Source organism: Agathobaculum sp. TL06 (assembly GCF_054658635.1).
This window is the reverse complement of record NZ_BAAGGY010000017.1, coordinates 1-13,220: the sequence shown is the minus strand read 5'-3', so window position 1 is coordinate 13,220 and position 13,220 is coordinate 1. Positions and strand designations below refer to the sequence as shown.

Sequence of the window (13,220 nt, the reverse complement as noted above, 5' to 3'; positions counted from 1 at the left end):
TGCTTCCGCAGTCTACCCAAGGCCGATGCACTCCATACAGATCATAACCGCTTTGCGGAAAACGGTTTCGGTTTCCCCACGCCATACGCCAAGCGCGAGGCACACCACGGCGGCCAGCATCAACGCCGCCGCTGTCCGGTTGCGCCGCAGAAAGCTCACGCCTCCACCTCCGCCAGCATGCTGTCAATCGTTTCGACCCACTCCTCCTTGCTTTGCGCGGAGACAATGGCATGCCCCACCTGCGCGCCTGTGCTGTCCACGAAAAATGTGGTCGGTACGCCGGTGATGTCGGACAGGATATGGTACAGGTCGGGCGAGGGGAGCAGGTGCAGGTAGTCCGCGCCGGTCTGGGCCACGATCTCCTTCGCCGTCTCCACCTGGCTTTCGCTGATCGAACCGTCCGAATCCAGGGTGTCCAGGACCAGGCCGACGATGCGCACGTCCTTTTCGTCGTATTCGGCCGCCAGTTCGCCGAGGTCGGGCATTTCGTTGATGCACGGGGTACAGAACGTCGCCCAAACGTTGACCATCGTCAGCTTGTAGTCTGAGAAAATGGACTGGTCAACCTCGCTGCCCTCCAGGTCGGTGGCAGTAAAGCGGCTCATAACGCCGGCCGGCGCTTGAGAATCGTCCGCGTCCGGCGTTTCATTGGGCGTGGTGTCCGTATCCGAGACAGGCGCCTGCGGCGCGGCGCCGGCCTCCTCCGCCGGAGCGCAGGCGCCAAGGGAAAGTGTAAGCGCGAGCACGGCGCTCAACAGGGCAAAACGGTATCGCAACAGCATAGAACTCCTCCAGAACAGTGATGTGTAGGGTTGTAGTTTCTGTCATTATACGGAGTGGGGGCGGGCTTGTCAAGGGTGCAAAAGGAAAGCGCCGCGGCCCTTTGCAGACAAAGGACCGCAGCGCGGCATGCAGATTGGCGTCCCCGACAGGAATCGAACCTGCGACGTTCCGCTTAGGAGGCGGACCCTCTATCCTGCTGAGGTACGGAGACATAAATATATTGATTGCGATTACCTTTATTATAACAGATGGGACGCGTTCCGGCAAGCCCCTGCGCGGCACAACGCCGCGGTTAAAAAGGGAAGGCAATACGCACAGTATTTTTATATCATACTGTATGGCGGGACGATTGTCAATCCAAGAACGCATGAAAATACAGACAAAATAAGCAAAGCAACTTTGTTAAAATAAAAACATTGCATGCCTGAGAGGAAAGTGCTATGATAAAATTAAGTAAAATGGGGTAGTAGGTAGAGTTTTGTTTTCATACCCTGTTTTGCCGGTAAAGGAGGGCATATTCGTGAAACAAATGCACATCACCGAAACCGTGCTGCGCGATGCACAGCAGTCGTTGATCGCAACCCGTATGCCGTTTGACGATTTTGAAGCCGTACTGGACGATATGGACAAGGCCGGCTATCATTCGATCGAATGCTGGGGCGGTGCGACGTTCGACAGCTGCCTGCGTTACCTGCACGAGGATCCTTGGGAGCGGCTGCGCAAAATCAAATCCCACATGAAAAACACCAAGCTGCAGATGCTGCTGCGCGGCCAGAATCTGCTGGGCTACCACCATTATTCGGACGATACCGTCCGCCGCTTCGTGCGCAGGAGCGTGGAGAACGGAATGGATATCATCCGCATTTTCGACGCGCTCAACGATATGCGCAACATCGAAACCGCCGTGGATGAATGCCTCAAGGCGGGCGGCCATGCGCAGGGCTGTATCTGCTACACGCTCAGCCCCATTCACAACCTGGAGATGTTCGTCTCCCTGGGCAAGCAGATCGAAGCGCTTGGCTGCAATTCGCTCTGCATCAAGGACATGGCGGGCATCATGTCGCCGCAGGAATGCTACGACCTTGTCACGGCGCTGCGCGAAAACATCAAGCTGCCGGTTTATGTGCATACCCATGCGACCACCGGCCTGGGCTATATGACCTACCTCAAGGCGGCGGAGGCGGGCGCGGCCGGCATCGACTGCGCGACCTCGTGCTTCTCCGGCGGCACCAGCCAGCCCGCGACCGAGTCGCTGGTCTATGCGCTGGCGCAGATGGGCTTTGACTGCGGCGTGGACAGCAAGCAGCTGAAAAAGGTAAACGACTTCTTCCTGCCGGTCAAGGACAAGTTCTCGGCCAACGGGCTGTTCGACCCCTATGTGCTGTCCACCAAGACCGACGCGCTCAACTACCAGATCCCGGGCGGCATGCTGTCCAACCTGGTGGCGCAGCTCAAGGCGCAGAACGCGATCGACAAGCTGGAGGCCGTGCTGGAGGAGACTCCCCGCGTGCGTGAGGACATGGGCTACCCGCCGCTTGTCACCCCGCTGTCGCAGATGGTCGGCGTGCAGGCAACGGTCAACGTCCTGCTCGGCGAGCGATATAAATCCATCGGCAAGGAGATCAAAAGCTATATCAAGGGCGAATATGGCAAGGCGCCGGGCAAAATTGATCCGGAACTGGCGAAAAAGGTGCTGGGCGACGAGCAGCCGATGACCGGCCGCTTCGCGGATACGCTCAAGCCGGAATTTGAAGAGGCGAAGGCCTACCTGGGCGGCCGCGCGCGGAGCGAGGAGGACGTGCTTTCCTACATCGCGTTCCCGCAGCAGGCGGAGCAGTATTTTGACCGCCGCGATCAGACCTTTACCGCAAGCTATTCGTTCAAGGAGGTCGGTTGACTATGATACAGGGACCGCTTAGTCCGGTCGAGGCAGTGATGGTTGCGCTGTCCGGCTTTGTGATCGTATTTTTGATGCTGGCATTATTGTGGGGCATCATCATTGTGGTATCCCGCATCGTCGGCGGCGTGGAAAAGAAAGCCGCGCCGGTCGCGGCGGCGCCCCGGCCCGCAGCGGCTCCGGTCGCTGCGCCTGCTGCTGCGCCCGCGCCGGCCGCAGCGCCGCAGGTCGTGCTGGAGGGCATCGACGAAACGCAGGCGGCATGCGTAATGGCGATTGTAAGCCACGAAACGGGCATTCCGCTCGACCAGCTCGTGTTCAAGTCTATCAAGGCTGTATAAGGGGGAAAGAAAACAATGAAATATCTGGTTACGCTCAATGGGAAACAGTATGAGGTTGAGGTGGACAAGGGCTCCGCAAGCGCGGTCTGCGTCGGGAGCGCGCCGGCGGCTCCGGCAGCCGCACCCGCACCGGCCGCAGCGCCGGCGCCAGCTCCGGCTGCAGCGCCCGCCCCGGCGGCGCCGGCTGGCGGCGAGATCGTCGCGGCGCCCATGCCGGGTACGATTCTGGACGTCCGCTGCGCGGCGGGACAGGCGGTAAAGGCGGGCGACGTGCTGTTCATCCTGGAAGCGATGAAGATGGAAAACGAGATCTGTGCGCCGCATGATGGCACCGTCGGTTCGGTCAGCGTGCAGAAGGGCGCGACCGTTGAAACCGGTACGGCGCTTTGCACGATGTAACGGGAGGCGCGTAACATGCAATTTTCATTTATAGGCGCGCTGGAGGAGATCCTGGCCGGCTCGGGCTTCGCCGCGTTGTTCAGCGACCCGCGCAGCCTGGTCATGATCCTGATCGCGTTTGTGCTGCTGTTTCTCGGCATCGGCAAAAAGTTTGAGCCGCTGCTGCTTGTACCGATCGCGTTCGGCATCCTGCTGGCGAACTTCCCCCTGACCGGCCTGCTCAACGCGCCGGCGGACGGCGCCAGCCCCGGCATGCTGTGGGTGTTCTATCAGGGTGTGGAGCATGCGATCTACCCCTCGCTGATTTTCCTCGGCATCGGCGCGATGACCGACTTCGGCCCGCTGATCGCGCGGCCGTCCTCGCTGCTGCTGGGCGCGGCGGCGCAGCTCGGCATCTTCACCGCGTTCCTGTTGGCGCTGGCGCTGGGCTTTGCACCGAATGTAGCCGCGTCGATCGGCATTATCGGCGGCGCGGACGGCCCGACCGCCATTCTGGTCACCTCACGCCTGGCTGCGGATTACCTGCCTGCAATCGCGATCGCCGCGTATTCCTATATGGCGCTTATCCCCTTGATACAGCCGCCGCTGATGCGCGCGCTGACGACCAAAAAGGAGCGCGAGATCAAGATGGAGCAGCTCCGTCCGGTGTCCAAGACCGAGAAGATCGTGTTCCCCATCGCGGTAGCGACTGTGGTTATCCTGCTGATTCCGGATACGGCGCCGCTGATCGGCATGCTGATGCTGGGCAACCTGTTCCGCGAATGCGGCGTGACCGATCGTTTGTCCGACACGGCGCAAAACACGCTGTGTAATATCGTGACCATCTTCCTCGGCCTGTCTGTCGGCTGTAAGGCGGTTGCGGAGAAGTTCCTGACCATGGAGACGATCAAGATCATCGTCCTCGGCCTGATCGCGTTCATGTTCTCCACGATCGGCGGCCTGCTGTTCGGCAAGATCATGTGCAAGCTGTCGGGCGGCAAGGTCAACCCGCTGATCGGCTCGGCCGGCGTTTCCGCGGTCCCGATGGCCGCGCGCGTTTCGCAGGTCGAAGGCCAGAAGGCCAATCCGGCGAACTTCCTGCTCATGCACGCCATGGGTCCGAACGTTGCGGGCGTAATCGGCTCCGCTGTCGCGGCGGGCTTCCTGCTGAAAGTATTCGGCGCGTAAGCGGGCGCCGCAAAAACAGAGCGCAAGGGCGCCGGACGATTCCGGCGCCCTTTTCCATGGGAATAGAGGCGCGGGGAGGCCTGAAAACGGACGCAGTCTTAACGCCTGTAAAACCCATTTGTATTGACAAAATGCGCCATAATGCTATAATATAGGAAGAAATGAACGGGTGGTCTTTATTGTGCAGGTTTTGAAGGACGAGCTACGGCATAAGATTTTGCTGGAATCCCAGCACCTATTTCTGCAGAAAGGGTACGACCGGACCTCTCTGCAGATGATTGCGGATAAGGTCAATATCAGCAAGAGCAATCTGTACCATTACTTCAAAAACAAGGAGGAGCTGTTTTACGAGCTGACGGACGGCGCCGCGGAGGGGCTCAAGCGACTGATTATGCGCTTTCGCGACAAGCGCTTTGACCCGCGCACCGGCGCGCGCGAATACCAGGTCCTGCTGACCGAGGAGGTCATTTCTTTGCTGCTGGCCGAGAAATACGGCCTGCTGCTCATTATGGAGCAGTCGCAGGGGACACGGTATGAGGGGCTGCGCAGCAGCCTGATCGATATGCTGGCGGCAAAGACTGCGCCGCTGCTGACGGATGAGGACAACTGCCTTCTGCTGGCACAGATCATGGCGCGCAACCTGATTGACGGGACCGTGCAGATATTAAAAAACCGCGTCCGTCCGCGCGAGGTGCGGACCGGACTGAACCGGCTGGTGGAATACCATACACAAGGGATCAATGCGCTGCTCAAATGAAGCGGCGCATTTTTTTGCGGAAAACGGTGGCGCGTTTTGCGGATCAGCCGGACGGGGCAACTCCGGCAAAAAGCGCGTTCTACCTGTCTTTTGCGCTGCATAGATTTGTAGTAATCAAAGCGTCGACAGGCAGGGGGGACGATCGTGAAAGGCTTACCCGAAGAGCGGGCAGTCCGGCTCGCGCAATATATGATCGAAGAAAAGGCGACGGTGCGCCAAACGGCGGCCAAATTCGGCATTTCCAAATCAACGGTACATAAGGATATCACGACAAGGCTGAAAAAGCTCAACGCTGTGCTGTACGACCGCGTGCAGGAGGTGCTGTACACCAATAAAAAGGAGCGGCACATCCGCGGCGGCATGGCGACGCGGGAGAAATACCGCGCCCAGGCGGGGCGGGATACCGCGCGGCAGGGAAAAAAGAACGGCCACCCTTGCTGAAGAGGGTGGCCGGCCTATGTACGCATCAGATCGATCAGATGGACTCCAAATCGCGAATGCAGCTGCGGCAGACGTTTTTATCCTTGAAGTGGATCACGTCCTTTGAGCTGCCGCAGAAGACGCAGGCAGGCTCGTACTTTTTCAGGATGATTTGGCTGCCCTCCACATAGATTTCCAGGGCGTCCTTCACATCGATATCGAGCGTCCTGCGCAGCTCGATCGGCAGTACGATTCGGCCCAGTTCGTCAACCTTACGGACAATACCAGTGGATTTCATTTGATATACACTCCTTCATTCTTCATTCATTCCTTTGCCAGCATCAATCCATGTTGCGGCTCTCTGTATGGAGGAGAGCGGCTTTTTTCTACAAGGGAGGGGAGAGGCGTAAATGCTTTCCGTAATCTGGGTCGCATTTCTGGCCCTGGCCCTGCTTTGCGGGACGGTGACCGGCCGGTTGGACGCGGTCACTGCCGCAGTGGGAACAGGCGCGTCGGAAGCGGTCACGTTAGCCATCAGCATCGCCGGCCTGATGTGCTTTTGGAGCGGCGTGATGGAGGTGATCCGCGCTTCCGGATTGGCGCAAAAGCTGTCCCATGCGCTTACGCCCCTGCTTCGGCCGCTGTTTGGCAAGGCAGCGAACGACAGAGAGGCCATGGAACTGGTGAGCGCCAATGTGACGGCAAACCTGCTGGGACTTTCCAATGCGGCAACGCCGCTGGGGCTGCGCGCGGTCGACCGGCTGTACACGCTTGCCGGCCGGCGCGGTTCGCCGGATACCGTTTTGACATTGATCACCTTGAATACGGCGTCCATACAGATCATCCCGTCCACGGTGGCGGCGGTACGCGCGTCGTGCGGCGCTGCAGCACCGTTTGACATCATGCCGGCGGTTTGGGGGGCGTCCGTGGCGTCTGTCGCGGTCGTCCTGTTGAGTGCGCGTATCCTCCGCCCGCTATTTCCCGATGAAAAATAAGGGGAAATACCTGTTCGGATTACAATTTGTATTATTGCATATGGAAAGCACAAAAAATGTCGAATTGCCTGTTATTTCCAAAAATATTTCCTAAAATTTGAAAATAAACGCGGGCCAGCGGGAAAGGAGAGGAAACATGCGGATGCTGCAGAGCGCGTTTATCCCAATGCTGCTGGCGGCAGTGGGGCTATACGCACTGTATAAAGGGGTAGACGTGTTTCCCACTTTTCTGCGCGGCGCCAAAAGCGGCCTGGAAACGGCTGTGGGGCTGCTGCCGACCATGGTCGGCATGCTGACGGTCGTTTACATGCTGCGGGCGTCCGGAGCAATCGATTTAGCGGCGGCCGCACTTGCGCCGCTGTTGAATTTGCTTGGCATTCCAAAGGAATGCACCGCGCTGACCCTGCTGAAACCGATCAGCGGCGGCGGCGGTTTGGCGCTGGGCAGCGAGATCATGCAGCGCTGCGGACCGGACAGCTATGCCGGCCGCGTGGCGGCGGTCATGCTGGGTTCGTCCGAAACCAGCTTCTACACGATCAGCGTTTACAGCGGTCATTTAGGGCTGAACCGGCTCCGCTATGCCGTGTTTGCCGCCCTTTGCGCGGATTTGACCGCCTTTGCCGTATCGGCGGCGATGGTGCGGCTCTATTTTCCATACATGTAACATTATATCGTGTTTGCAGGAAAAATACCATACGTTGAGAAAAAATTGTAGAATCATCCAAACCGCCTTCATAAAAACTGTGCAAAAATCAAGATATTTCAGGGGTTTGATTTTCTCACAAAAAGAAAGGACTGTACAAGTACAGTCCTTTCTTTTTATAGTATTCTCTTACTTTACGATTTCCTTGCCGTTCTCGTCGTACTCGAAGAAGCCCTTGCCGGTCTTGACGCCGAGCCAGCCGGCGCGGACCATCTTGCGCATCAGCGGATGCGGACGGTACTTCGGATCGCCGGTCTCGCGGTACAGCGTCTCCATGATCGCCAGGTTGACATCGTGGCCAACCAGGTCGGCGGTGTGGAGCGGGCCGGACTTCATACCGGCGCCGAGCTGCATGGCAACGTCGATATCAGCAGGGGAAGCGATGCCGTCGGCAACAATGCCCATGGCCTCGTTCATCATCGGGATCAGGATACGGTTTACGACAAAGCCAGGGCCTTCGTTGACCGATACCGGAGTCTTGCCCAGGGAAGCCATCAGGTCGAACGCGGTCTGGAACGTCTCGTCCGAGGTCTGAATCGCGCGGGTAACCTCGACCAGCTTCATGATCTGAGCCGGATTGAAGAAGTGGCAGCCGATCACCTTGTCAGCGCGGTTCGGTACGCTGGCGGCCATCTCGGTGATGGACAGCGCGGAGGTGTTGGAGCCGAAGATGGTGTGCGCCGGGCAGATCTGGTCCAGCTCCTGCAGAAGCTCTTTCTTCAGGTCCATGCGCTCCAGAATGACTTCCATGATGAAGTCGGCGTCGGCGGCAGCCTTGCGGTCCAGCGAGGTCTTGAGGGAAGCGAGCAGCTCGTTCTTCTTCTCTTCGGTCATTTTTTCCTTCTTGACGAGGAAGGACAGGTCGTTGGTGATGGTCTTAACGCCGCGGTCGATGAACTCCTGCTTTACGTCAAGCATCGTTACCTCATGGCCGTTGGTCAGGAAAACTTCCGTAATGCGCGCGCCCATGTTGCCGGCGCCGAATACACAAACTTTCATATTATATAACCCTCTCTCTCAATGATTGCAGATAAACAAACGCGCTTACTTGTTCTTGAACTCCTTGGCGGGCTTTTCCTTATTCTTATCGAGGAAATAAGCCATGCCGTACTTCTGGTCCTCGGTTGCGAAGCACTCGCCGAAGATGTTGCCCTCCAGCTTGAGCGCGGAATTCAGGTCGGTCTGCATGCCGACGTTGATCGCTTCCTTGCAGAGCGCGACAGCGATCGGCGCCTGCGCCGCGATCTCCTCGGCCAGCTTCATGGCTTCGTCCATCAGCTGATCCAGCGGGTAAACGTAGTTGACCAGACCCATCTCCAGCGCCTGCTGCGCGGTGTAGTTGCCGCGGGCGGTATAAATAAGCTCCTTAGCCTTGCCGAGGCCTACGATGCGGGCCAGACGCTGCGTGCCGCCGCAGCCCGGCGTGATGCCCAGGCCGACCTCGGGCTGGCCGAACAGCGCGTTATCGGATGCAAGGCGGATATCGCAGGACATCGCCAGCTCGCAGCCGCCGCCCAGGCAGAAGCCGTTGATTGCTGCAATGACCGGACGCTTGAAGTTCTCGATCTTCCAGCAAACGCGGTTGCCGTTGTTGCCGAACTTCTTGCCTTCCTCAACGGACAGGGTGGACATTTCGGAAATGTCCGCGCCGGCCACGAAGGAGTTGACGGTCTTGCCCTTCTTGTTTACCATGGAGGAACCGGTCAGCACGACGCAGTATACGTCGTCCATCGCCGCAACTTCGTCGAACGCTTCCTCAAGCTGGCCGTACATATCGGTGGACAGCGCGTTCATGGCTTTCATGTGCTCGATCTTGACGACCGCTACATGGCCTTTCTTTTCAACTACTACATCAGTCATTGGTAAGACTTCCCTTCAAATTGATGTCGGAATCTTATATACGAGGTGCGCCGCGCACCTGCGCAATCGAATGCTTTGGAGATAGGGGGCCTGCAAAAAGCCCCCTATCATGCCGGTTTGATTTACTTGCAGAGCTCGTCGCGCTCAACAACGATCGCTTCGCCCATGCCGCCGCCGATGCACATGGTGGCAAGGCCGAGGGTGGAGTCGCGCTTGATCATTTCATAGATCAGCGTGGTGGTGATACGGCAGCCTGCCGCGCCGATCGGGTGGCCCAGCGCGATCGCGCCGCCGTTGACGTTGACCTTGTCCATATCAAAGCCCAGCTCGCGGTTGACCGCAGCGGCCTGCGCGGCAAACGCCTCGTTGGACTCGACCAGGTCGAGGTCGGCAACGGTCAGGCCGGCGCGTTTGAGTGCCTGGCGGGTGGACTCGATCGGGCCGACGCCCATGATGGACGGGTCGCAGCCGACAGAGCCGAACGAACGGATCTTGACGAGCGGCTTGAGGCCGTGCGCCTTCACATAATCCTCGGACGCGATAATCATCGCGGCGCCGGCGTCGTTGATGCCGGAAGCGTTGCCCGCGGTGACGGTACCGTCCTTCTTGAACGCCGGACGCAGCTTGGCCAGGCCTTCCAGCGTGGTCTGCGGGCGGCAGTGCTCGTCGGTATCGAAAATAACGGTTTCCTTCTTCTTCTTGACCTCTACCGGAACGATCTCGTCCTTGAAGCGGCCGGAGGAAATCGCCTTGGCGGCCTTCATCTGGGACTCGTAGCCGATCTGGTCCTGAATCTCGCGGGTGATGCCGTACTGCTCGGCAACGTTTTCCGCGGTGATGCCCATGTGGTACTGGTTGAAAATATCAAATACGCCGTCATGAACCATCATATCGACCAGCTTGACGTCGTTCATGCGCGCGCCCCAGCGCACGTTGTGGGAAACGTACGGTGCGCCGGACATGGACTCAACGCCGCCGACCAGCATGAGCTGATCCTCGCCGGAACGGATGATCTGGGAACCGAGCGAAATTGCGCGCATGGAGGACGCGCAGACCTTGTTGAGGGTCATGGCGGGGGTGGTGATCGGCAGGCCCGCGCCGATCAGGACCTGACGGGCAACGTTCTGGCCGCAGCCGCCCTGCAGCACCTGGCCGAACATTACTTCATCGATCGCTTCCTTGTCCACACCGGCGCGCTCGATCGCCGCATTGGCGGCAACAACGCCGAGCTGGGCTGCGGGTACGTCGCGGAGGGTGCCGCCGTAAGTACCGATCGCGGTACGGGCTGCGGAACAGATATAAACGTTCATTTGGCTGTTTCTCCTTTTCTTCTCTTACGCCGGTGACGCCGGCGCAGCAGTTTGTGACATCTCTTAACGAGTTCGTTAATATTTTATCAAATGTGCAGAAAAATGCAAGGGGTTTTTGTAAGGAATATGGCCCAAATCTTAAAATACCCATAACTTGCACAACACACACAAGGAATAAATCGGGAATTAATCGTTTGCCAGACCCATCAGTTCATCGCGGAAAATACGCGCGTCCATCAGCTTGATCGAACCGTCCGCCTGGCGGGCGATCTGGGGCGCGAATTCCATCTGATCGAGCACCTGGGTCTGCAGGTCGATGCCGGGCGCGATTTCGACCAGGGTGACGCCCTCCGGACGCAGCTCGAACACGCAGCGCTCGGTGATGTACAGGACGGGCTGGTGAACCTCGTTGGCATAGTCGCCGGAGAACGTGATGTGCTCGACCGCGTTGACGAACTTTTTCTTCGCGCCCTCCTGGGTGATGACCAGCTTGCCGTCGCGGCACTCGGTCTTGAGGCCCTTAGCGGTAAACGTGCCGCAGTAGACGACCTTTTTGGCATTCTGGGTGATGTCGATGAATCCGCCCGCGCCGGCCAGACGGGTGCCGAACTTGGACACGTTCAGGTCGCCGTTGGGCGCGGTTTCGGCCAGGCCGAGGAACGCGACGTCCAGGCCGCCGCCCTGGTAAAAGTCAAACTGTACGTTGTGCGGGATGATGCACATTGCGTTGGCGGCCGCGCCGAACTGGGTGCCGCCATAGGGGACGCCCGCGATCGAGCCGGCCTCGACGGTCAGGGTCATCTTGTCCGAGATGCCCTCTTCAGCGGCGACGTTGGCAATTTTTTCCGGCGCGCCGGTGCCGAGGTTGACGATCGCGTCCGGCGGCAGCTCCATGGCCGCGCGGCGGGCGATGATCTTCTTGGCGTCCATCGGGATGGGCGGGATGGCGTCCACCGGAATGCGGAATTCGCCGGTCAGCGCGCCGTCATACGGCATGCCGAGGCACTGCATGTTTTCCTCCTCCGAGCCAACGACGACCGAATCCACATAAATGCCCGGGATCGCCACCAGCTTCGGATCGAGCGAGCCGCCCTGCACGATCTTTTCGACCTGCACGATGACCTTGCCGCCCGAGTTTTTGCACGCCTGCGCCATCGCGGTCACGTCCAGCGGGCCGATCTCGCGGTGTACGGTGCAGTTGCCGTATTCGTCGCAGTAGGAAGCGCGCAGGAACACCACGTTGATCGGGAAGCCCTTATACAGCAGGCGCTCCTGCCCCTCGATGTTGATGACCTTGACCAGATCCTCCTTGGTCACGTCGTTGAGCTTGCCGCCGCCGTTGCGCGGGTCGGCAAAGGTCTTGAGGCCGACGTGGGTGATCGTGCCGATGTTGTGCGCCGCGATATCGCGGTACATATGCGAAATAACGCCCTGCGGCAGGTTGTACGCCTCAATCTTGTTGGCCAGCGCCAGCTCGCCCAGACGGGGCGCACGGTCCCAGTGGCCGCCGATGACGCGCTTTACCATGCCCTCGTGGCCGTAGTGGTCGCCGCCGGTGCCGTCGCGGTGGCCCTGGCCGGCCGCGAAGAACAGCGTCAGGTTGTTCGGATGGCCGGTCTCCAGAAAGCGCTTTTCCAGCGCCTTGGACAGGGTCTCCGGACAGGCGCAGGAGACGAAGCCGCCGGTGGCGATCGTGTCGCCGTCCTGTACTTTCAGGGCGGCCTCTTCCGCAGAGATAATGCTTACTTTCTTCATGTTCTATCATCCTCCTCAGAGTAACGGGCGTGCGCAGCCCGTTTCATTTACGCGAGCAGCCGGATCTGCTCGGTGACCGACGGAATATCGTCCGCCGACACCAGCAGGAAGCGGCGGTCGGCATCAATGTCCTCATACAGATAGGGACAGCCGGTGCAGCCGCGGATAATCAGCAATGCGTCGTAGTGGGCGCCATCCTCCGGATAGGAGAACTGTGCGACGTCCGAAAGGGAGGAGCGCACGGCTTGATAGGCCGCGCCGCGGTCATACCGCGGGTTGCAGCCGCCGCAGAATTTGACAGTGCAGCGCAGCATGGGTGCGTAAACCTCCTTTTGTCTAAGCGCAAACATAGGCACTCACGGATCGCCCGCGGGTGCCTATGGGATGCTTCAGAGATTACTTGATACGGGCAATCTTCTTGGCGAGTTCTTTTTTCATTTCGAGGTTGGACTGACGAGCGATCATGATGCGCTGGGCCTGCGGGGAGCCTGCGCCGTGCATGGACTCGGGCAGGTAGCCAACCGCGGCCGTACCCATCGTCATGTTCTCGATCAGCCGCAGCACACGCATGCGGTCCTCGGTCGGCACGCCTGCCACACCTTTGAGGTACTTCTCGATGTAGTCGTGCGTCGCCGGATTCCGGTAGTCCGCCTCGCTCGGCTGCGTTACCATAATGCCGCCCGCAAGGTCCTGCGCCAGACGCGCGATCTCGTACGGGAACCGCGTCACGTTCTGCTTGCATACGTTCGCCAGCAGCAGGTCGATCAGGTAGTTGCCGCTCTTTGTCTTCGTCCCCTGGCTGGAGCACGCGATGCCGCAGCAGTACAGCGTCT

General features: G+C 59.2%; 17 protein-coding genes and 1 tRNA gene. 8 read left to right on the top strand and 10 right to left on the bottom strand.

Annotation, left to right across the window (positions count from 1 at the left end; all coding sequences use genetic code 11):
- Positions 1–12 precede the first annotated feature (12 nt).
- From ACYQ3S_RS11085 to ACYQ3S_RS11075, 3 genes are all read right to left on the bottom strand, one after another.
- A complete protein-coding gene (locus ACYQ3S_RS11085; protein ID WP_459689143.1) occupies positions 13–159 on the bottom strand; it encodes a CD1871A family CXXC motif-containing protein in 147 nt (48 codons plus the stop codon).
- The gene (locus tag ACYQ3S_RS11080) at positions 156–782 is read right to left on the bottom strand and encodes a TlpA family protein disulfide reductase (protein ID WP_459689142.1); all 627 of its coding nucleotides are present in this window, start codon (positions 780–782) and stop codon (positions 156–158) included. The genes ACYQ3S_RS11085 and ACYQ3S_RS11080 overlap by 4 nt, the downstream gene beginning before the upstream one ends.
- Positions 783–917: 135 nt before the next feature.
- Positions 918–994, bottom strand: a tRNA-Arg gene (locus tag ACYQ3S_RS11075).
- A gap of 318 nt (positions 995–1,312) precedes the next feature.
- On the opposite strand from ACYQ3S_RS11075, the gene ACYQ3S_RS11070 reads away from it, so the two are divergent.
- The 6 genes from ACYQ3S_RS11070 to ACYQ3S_RS11045 all read left to right on the top strand — a co-directional run bounded on the left by ACYQ3S_RS11070 (position 1,313) and on the right by ACYQ3S_RS11045 (position 5,785).
- Complete coding sequence (locus tag ACYQ3S_RS11070) at positions 1,313–2,680, top strand: pyruvate carboxylase subunit B (RefSeq protein ID WP_459689215.1); 1,368 nt, start codon at positions 1,313–1,315, stop codon at positions 2,678–2,680.
- Positions 2,681–2,682: 2 nt separating this feature from the next.
- A complete protein-coding gene (locus tag ACYQ3S_RS11065) occupies positions 2,683–3,021 on the top strand; it encodes an OadG family protein (RefSeq protein ID WP_459689141.1) in 339 nt (112 codons plus the stop codon).
- A 15-nt stretch (positions 3,022–3,036) separates the two neighbouring features.
- Complete coding sequence (locus ACYQ3S_RS11060; RefSeq protein WP_459689140.1) at positions 3,037–3,420, top strand: biotin/lipoyl-containing protein; 384 nt, start codon at positions 3,037–3,039, stop codon at positions 3,418–3,420.
- Positions 3,421–3,435: 15 nt separating this feature from the next.
- Positions 3,436–4,587: a sodium ion-translocating decarboxylase subunit beta gene (locus ACYQ3S_RS11055; protein ID WP_459689139.1), complete on the top strand. Its 1,152-nt coding sequence runs from the start codon at positions 3,436–3,438 to the stop codon at positions 4,585–4,587.
- 181 nt (positions 4,588–4,768) lie between these two features.
- Positions 4,769–5,344, top strand: coding sequence for a TetR/AcrR family transcriptional regulator (locus ACYQ3S_RS11050; protein WP_459689137.1), 576 nt, complete (start codon positions 4,769–4,771; stop codon positions 5,342–5,344).
- A 144-nt stretch (positions 5,345–5,488) separates the two neighbouring features.
- On the top strand, positions 5,489–5,785 hold the full coding sequence (locus ACYQ3S_RS11045; RefSeq protein WP_459689136.1) for a sporulation transcriptional regulator SpoIIID: 297 nt from the start codon (positions 5,489–5,491) through the stop codon (positions 5,783–5,785).
- Positions 5,786–5,819: 34 nt separating this feature from the next.
- Here ACYQ3S_RS11045 and ACYQ3S_RS11040 read toward each other — a convergent pair whose 3' ends face one another.
- Positions 5,820–6,062, bottom strand: coding sequence for an AbrB/MazE/SpoVT family DNA-binding domain-containing protein (locus tag ACYQ3S_RS11040; RefSeq protein ID WP_459689134.1), 243 nt, complete (start codon positions 6,060–6,062; stop codon positions 5,820–5,822).
- Positions 6,063–6,174: 112 nt separating this feature from the next.
- On the opposite strand from ACYQ3S_RS11040, the gene ACYQ3S_RS11035 reads away from it, so the two are divergent.
- Both ACYQ3S_RS11035 and ACYQ3S_RS11030 read left to right on the top strand, forming a co-directional pair.
- Positions 6,175–6,759 carry a nucleoside recognition domain-containing protein gene (locus ACYQ3S_RS11035; protein WP_459689133.1) on the top strand — a complete coding sequence of 195 codons (585 nt, stop codon included), beginning with the start codon at positions 6,175–6,177 and terminating at the stop codon, positions 6,757–6,759.
- Positions 6,760–6,895: 136 nt separating this feature from the next.
- Entirely contained in the window at positions 6,896–7,423 is a 528-nt protein-coding gene (locus ACYQ3S_RS11030; protein WP_459689132.1) for a nucleoside recognition domain-containing protein, read from the top strand.
- A 168-nt stretch (positions 7,424–7,591) separates the two neighbouring features.
- Here ACYQ3S_RS11030 and ACYQ3S_RS11025 read toward each other — a convergent pair whose 3' ends face one another.
- The 6 genes from ACYQ3S_RS11025 to ACYQ3S_RS11000 form a co-directional block, all read right to left on the bottom strand.
- Positions 7,592–8,461: a 3-hydroxyacyl-CoA dehydrogenase family protein gene (locus ACYQ3S_RS11025; protein ID WP_459689130.1), complete on the bottom strand. Its 870-nt coding sequence runs from the start codon at positions 8,459–8,461 to the stop codon at positions 7,592–7,594.
- A 45-nt stretch (positions 8,462–8,506) separates the two neighbouring features.
- Complete coding sequence (locus tag ACYQ3S_RS11020; protein WP_459689128.1) at positions 8,507–9,322, bottom strand: enoyl-CoA hydratase-related protein; 816 nt, start codon at positions 9,320–9,322, stop codon at positions 8,507–8,509.
- 122 nt (positions 9,323–9,444) lie between these two features.
- A complete protein-coding gene (locus ACYQ3S_RS11015; protein ID WP_459689126.1) occupies positions 9,445–10,632 on the bottom strand; it encodes an acetyl-CoA C-acetyltransferase in 1,188 nt (395 codons plus the stop codon).
- A gap of 186 nt (positions 10,633–10,818) precedes the next feature.
- On the bottom strand, positions 10,819–12,387 hold the full coding sequence (locus ACYQ3S_RS11010) for an acyl CoA:acetate/3-ketoacid CoA transferase (protein WP_459689125.1): 1,569 nt from the start codon (positions 12,385–12,387) through the stop codon (positions 10,819–10,821).
- A 47-nt stretch (positions 12,388–12,434) separates the two neighbouring features.
- Positions 12,435–12,701, bottom strand: a complete 267-nt coding sequence (locus ACYQ3S_RS11005) for a hypothetical protein (protein WP_459689124.1) — start codon at positions 12,699–12,701, stop codon at positions 12,435–12,437.
- 82 nt (positions 12,702–12,783) lie between these two features.
- Positions 12,784–13,220, bottom strand: a 437-nt coding sequence (locus ACYQ3S_RS11000) for a 4-hydroxyphenylacetate 3-hydroxylase C-terminal domain-containing protein (RefSeq protein ID WP_459689123.1), incomplete at its 5' end; no start/stop codon positions are given.

Bases quoted from the DNA above. Each gene is read 5' to 3' on its own strand.
- ACYQ3S_RS11080 (WP_459689142.1), bottom strand. From the start codon at position 782: ATGCTGTTGCGATACCGTTTTGCCCTGTTGAGCGCCGTGCTCGCGCTT.
- ACYQ3S_RS11070 (WP_459689215.1), top strand. From the start codon at position 1,313: ATGCACATCACCGAAACCGTGCTGCGCGATGCACAGCAGTCGTTGATC.
- ACYQ3S_RS11065 (WP_459689141.1), top strand. From the start codon at position 2,683: ATGATACAGGGACCGCTTAGTCCGGTCGAGGCAGTGATGGTTGCGCTG.
- ACYQ3S_RS11060 (WP_459689140.1), top strand. From the start codon at position 3,037: ATGAAATATCTGGTTACGCTCAATGGGAAACAGTATGAGGTTGAGGTG.
- ACYQ3S_RS11055 (WP_459689139.1), top strand. From the start codon at position 3,436: ATGCAATTTTCATTTATAGGCGCGCTGGAGGAGATCCTGGCCGGCTCG.
- ACYQ3S_RS11040 (WP_459689134.1), bottom strand. From the start codon at position 6,062: ATGAAATCCACTGGTATTGTCCGTAAGGTTGACGAACTGGGCCGAATC.
- ACYQ3S_RS11035 (WP_459689133.1), top strand. From the start codon at position 6,175: ATGCTTTCCGTAATCTGGGTCGCATTTCTGGCCCTGGCCCTGCTTTGC.
- ACYQ3S_RS11030 (WP_459689132.1), top strand. From the start codon at position 6,896: ATGCGGATGCTGCAGAGCGCGTTTATCCCAATGCTGCTGGCGGCAGTG.
- ACYQ3S_RS11025 (WP_459689130.1), bottom strand. From the start codon at position 8,461: ATGAAAGTTTGTGTATTCGGCGCCGGCAACATGGGCGCGCGCATTACG.
- ACYQ3S_RS11020 (WP_459689128.1), bottom strand. From the start codon at position 9,322: ATGACTGATGTAGTAGTTGAAAAGAAAGGCCATGTAGCGGTCGTCAAG.
- ACYQ3S_RS11015 (WP_459689126.1), bottom strand. From the start codon at position 10,632: ATGAACGTTTATATCTGTTCCGCAGCCCGTACCGCGATCGGTACTTAC.
- ACYQ3S_RS11010 (WP_459689125.1), bottom strand. From the start codon at position 12,387: ATGAAGAAAGTAAGCATTATCTCTGCGGAAGAGGCCGCCCTGAAAGTA.
- ACYQ3S_RS11005 (WP_459689124.1), bottom strand. From the start codon at position 12,701: ATGCTGCGCTGCACTGTCAAATTCTGCGGCGGCTGCAACCCGCGGTAT.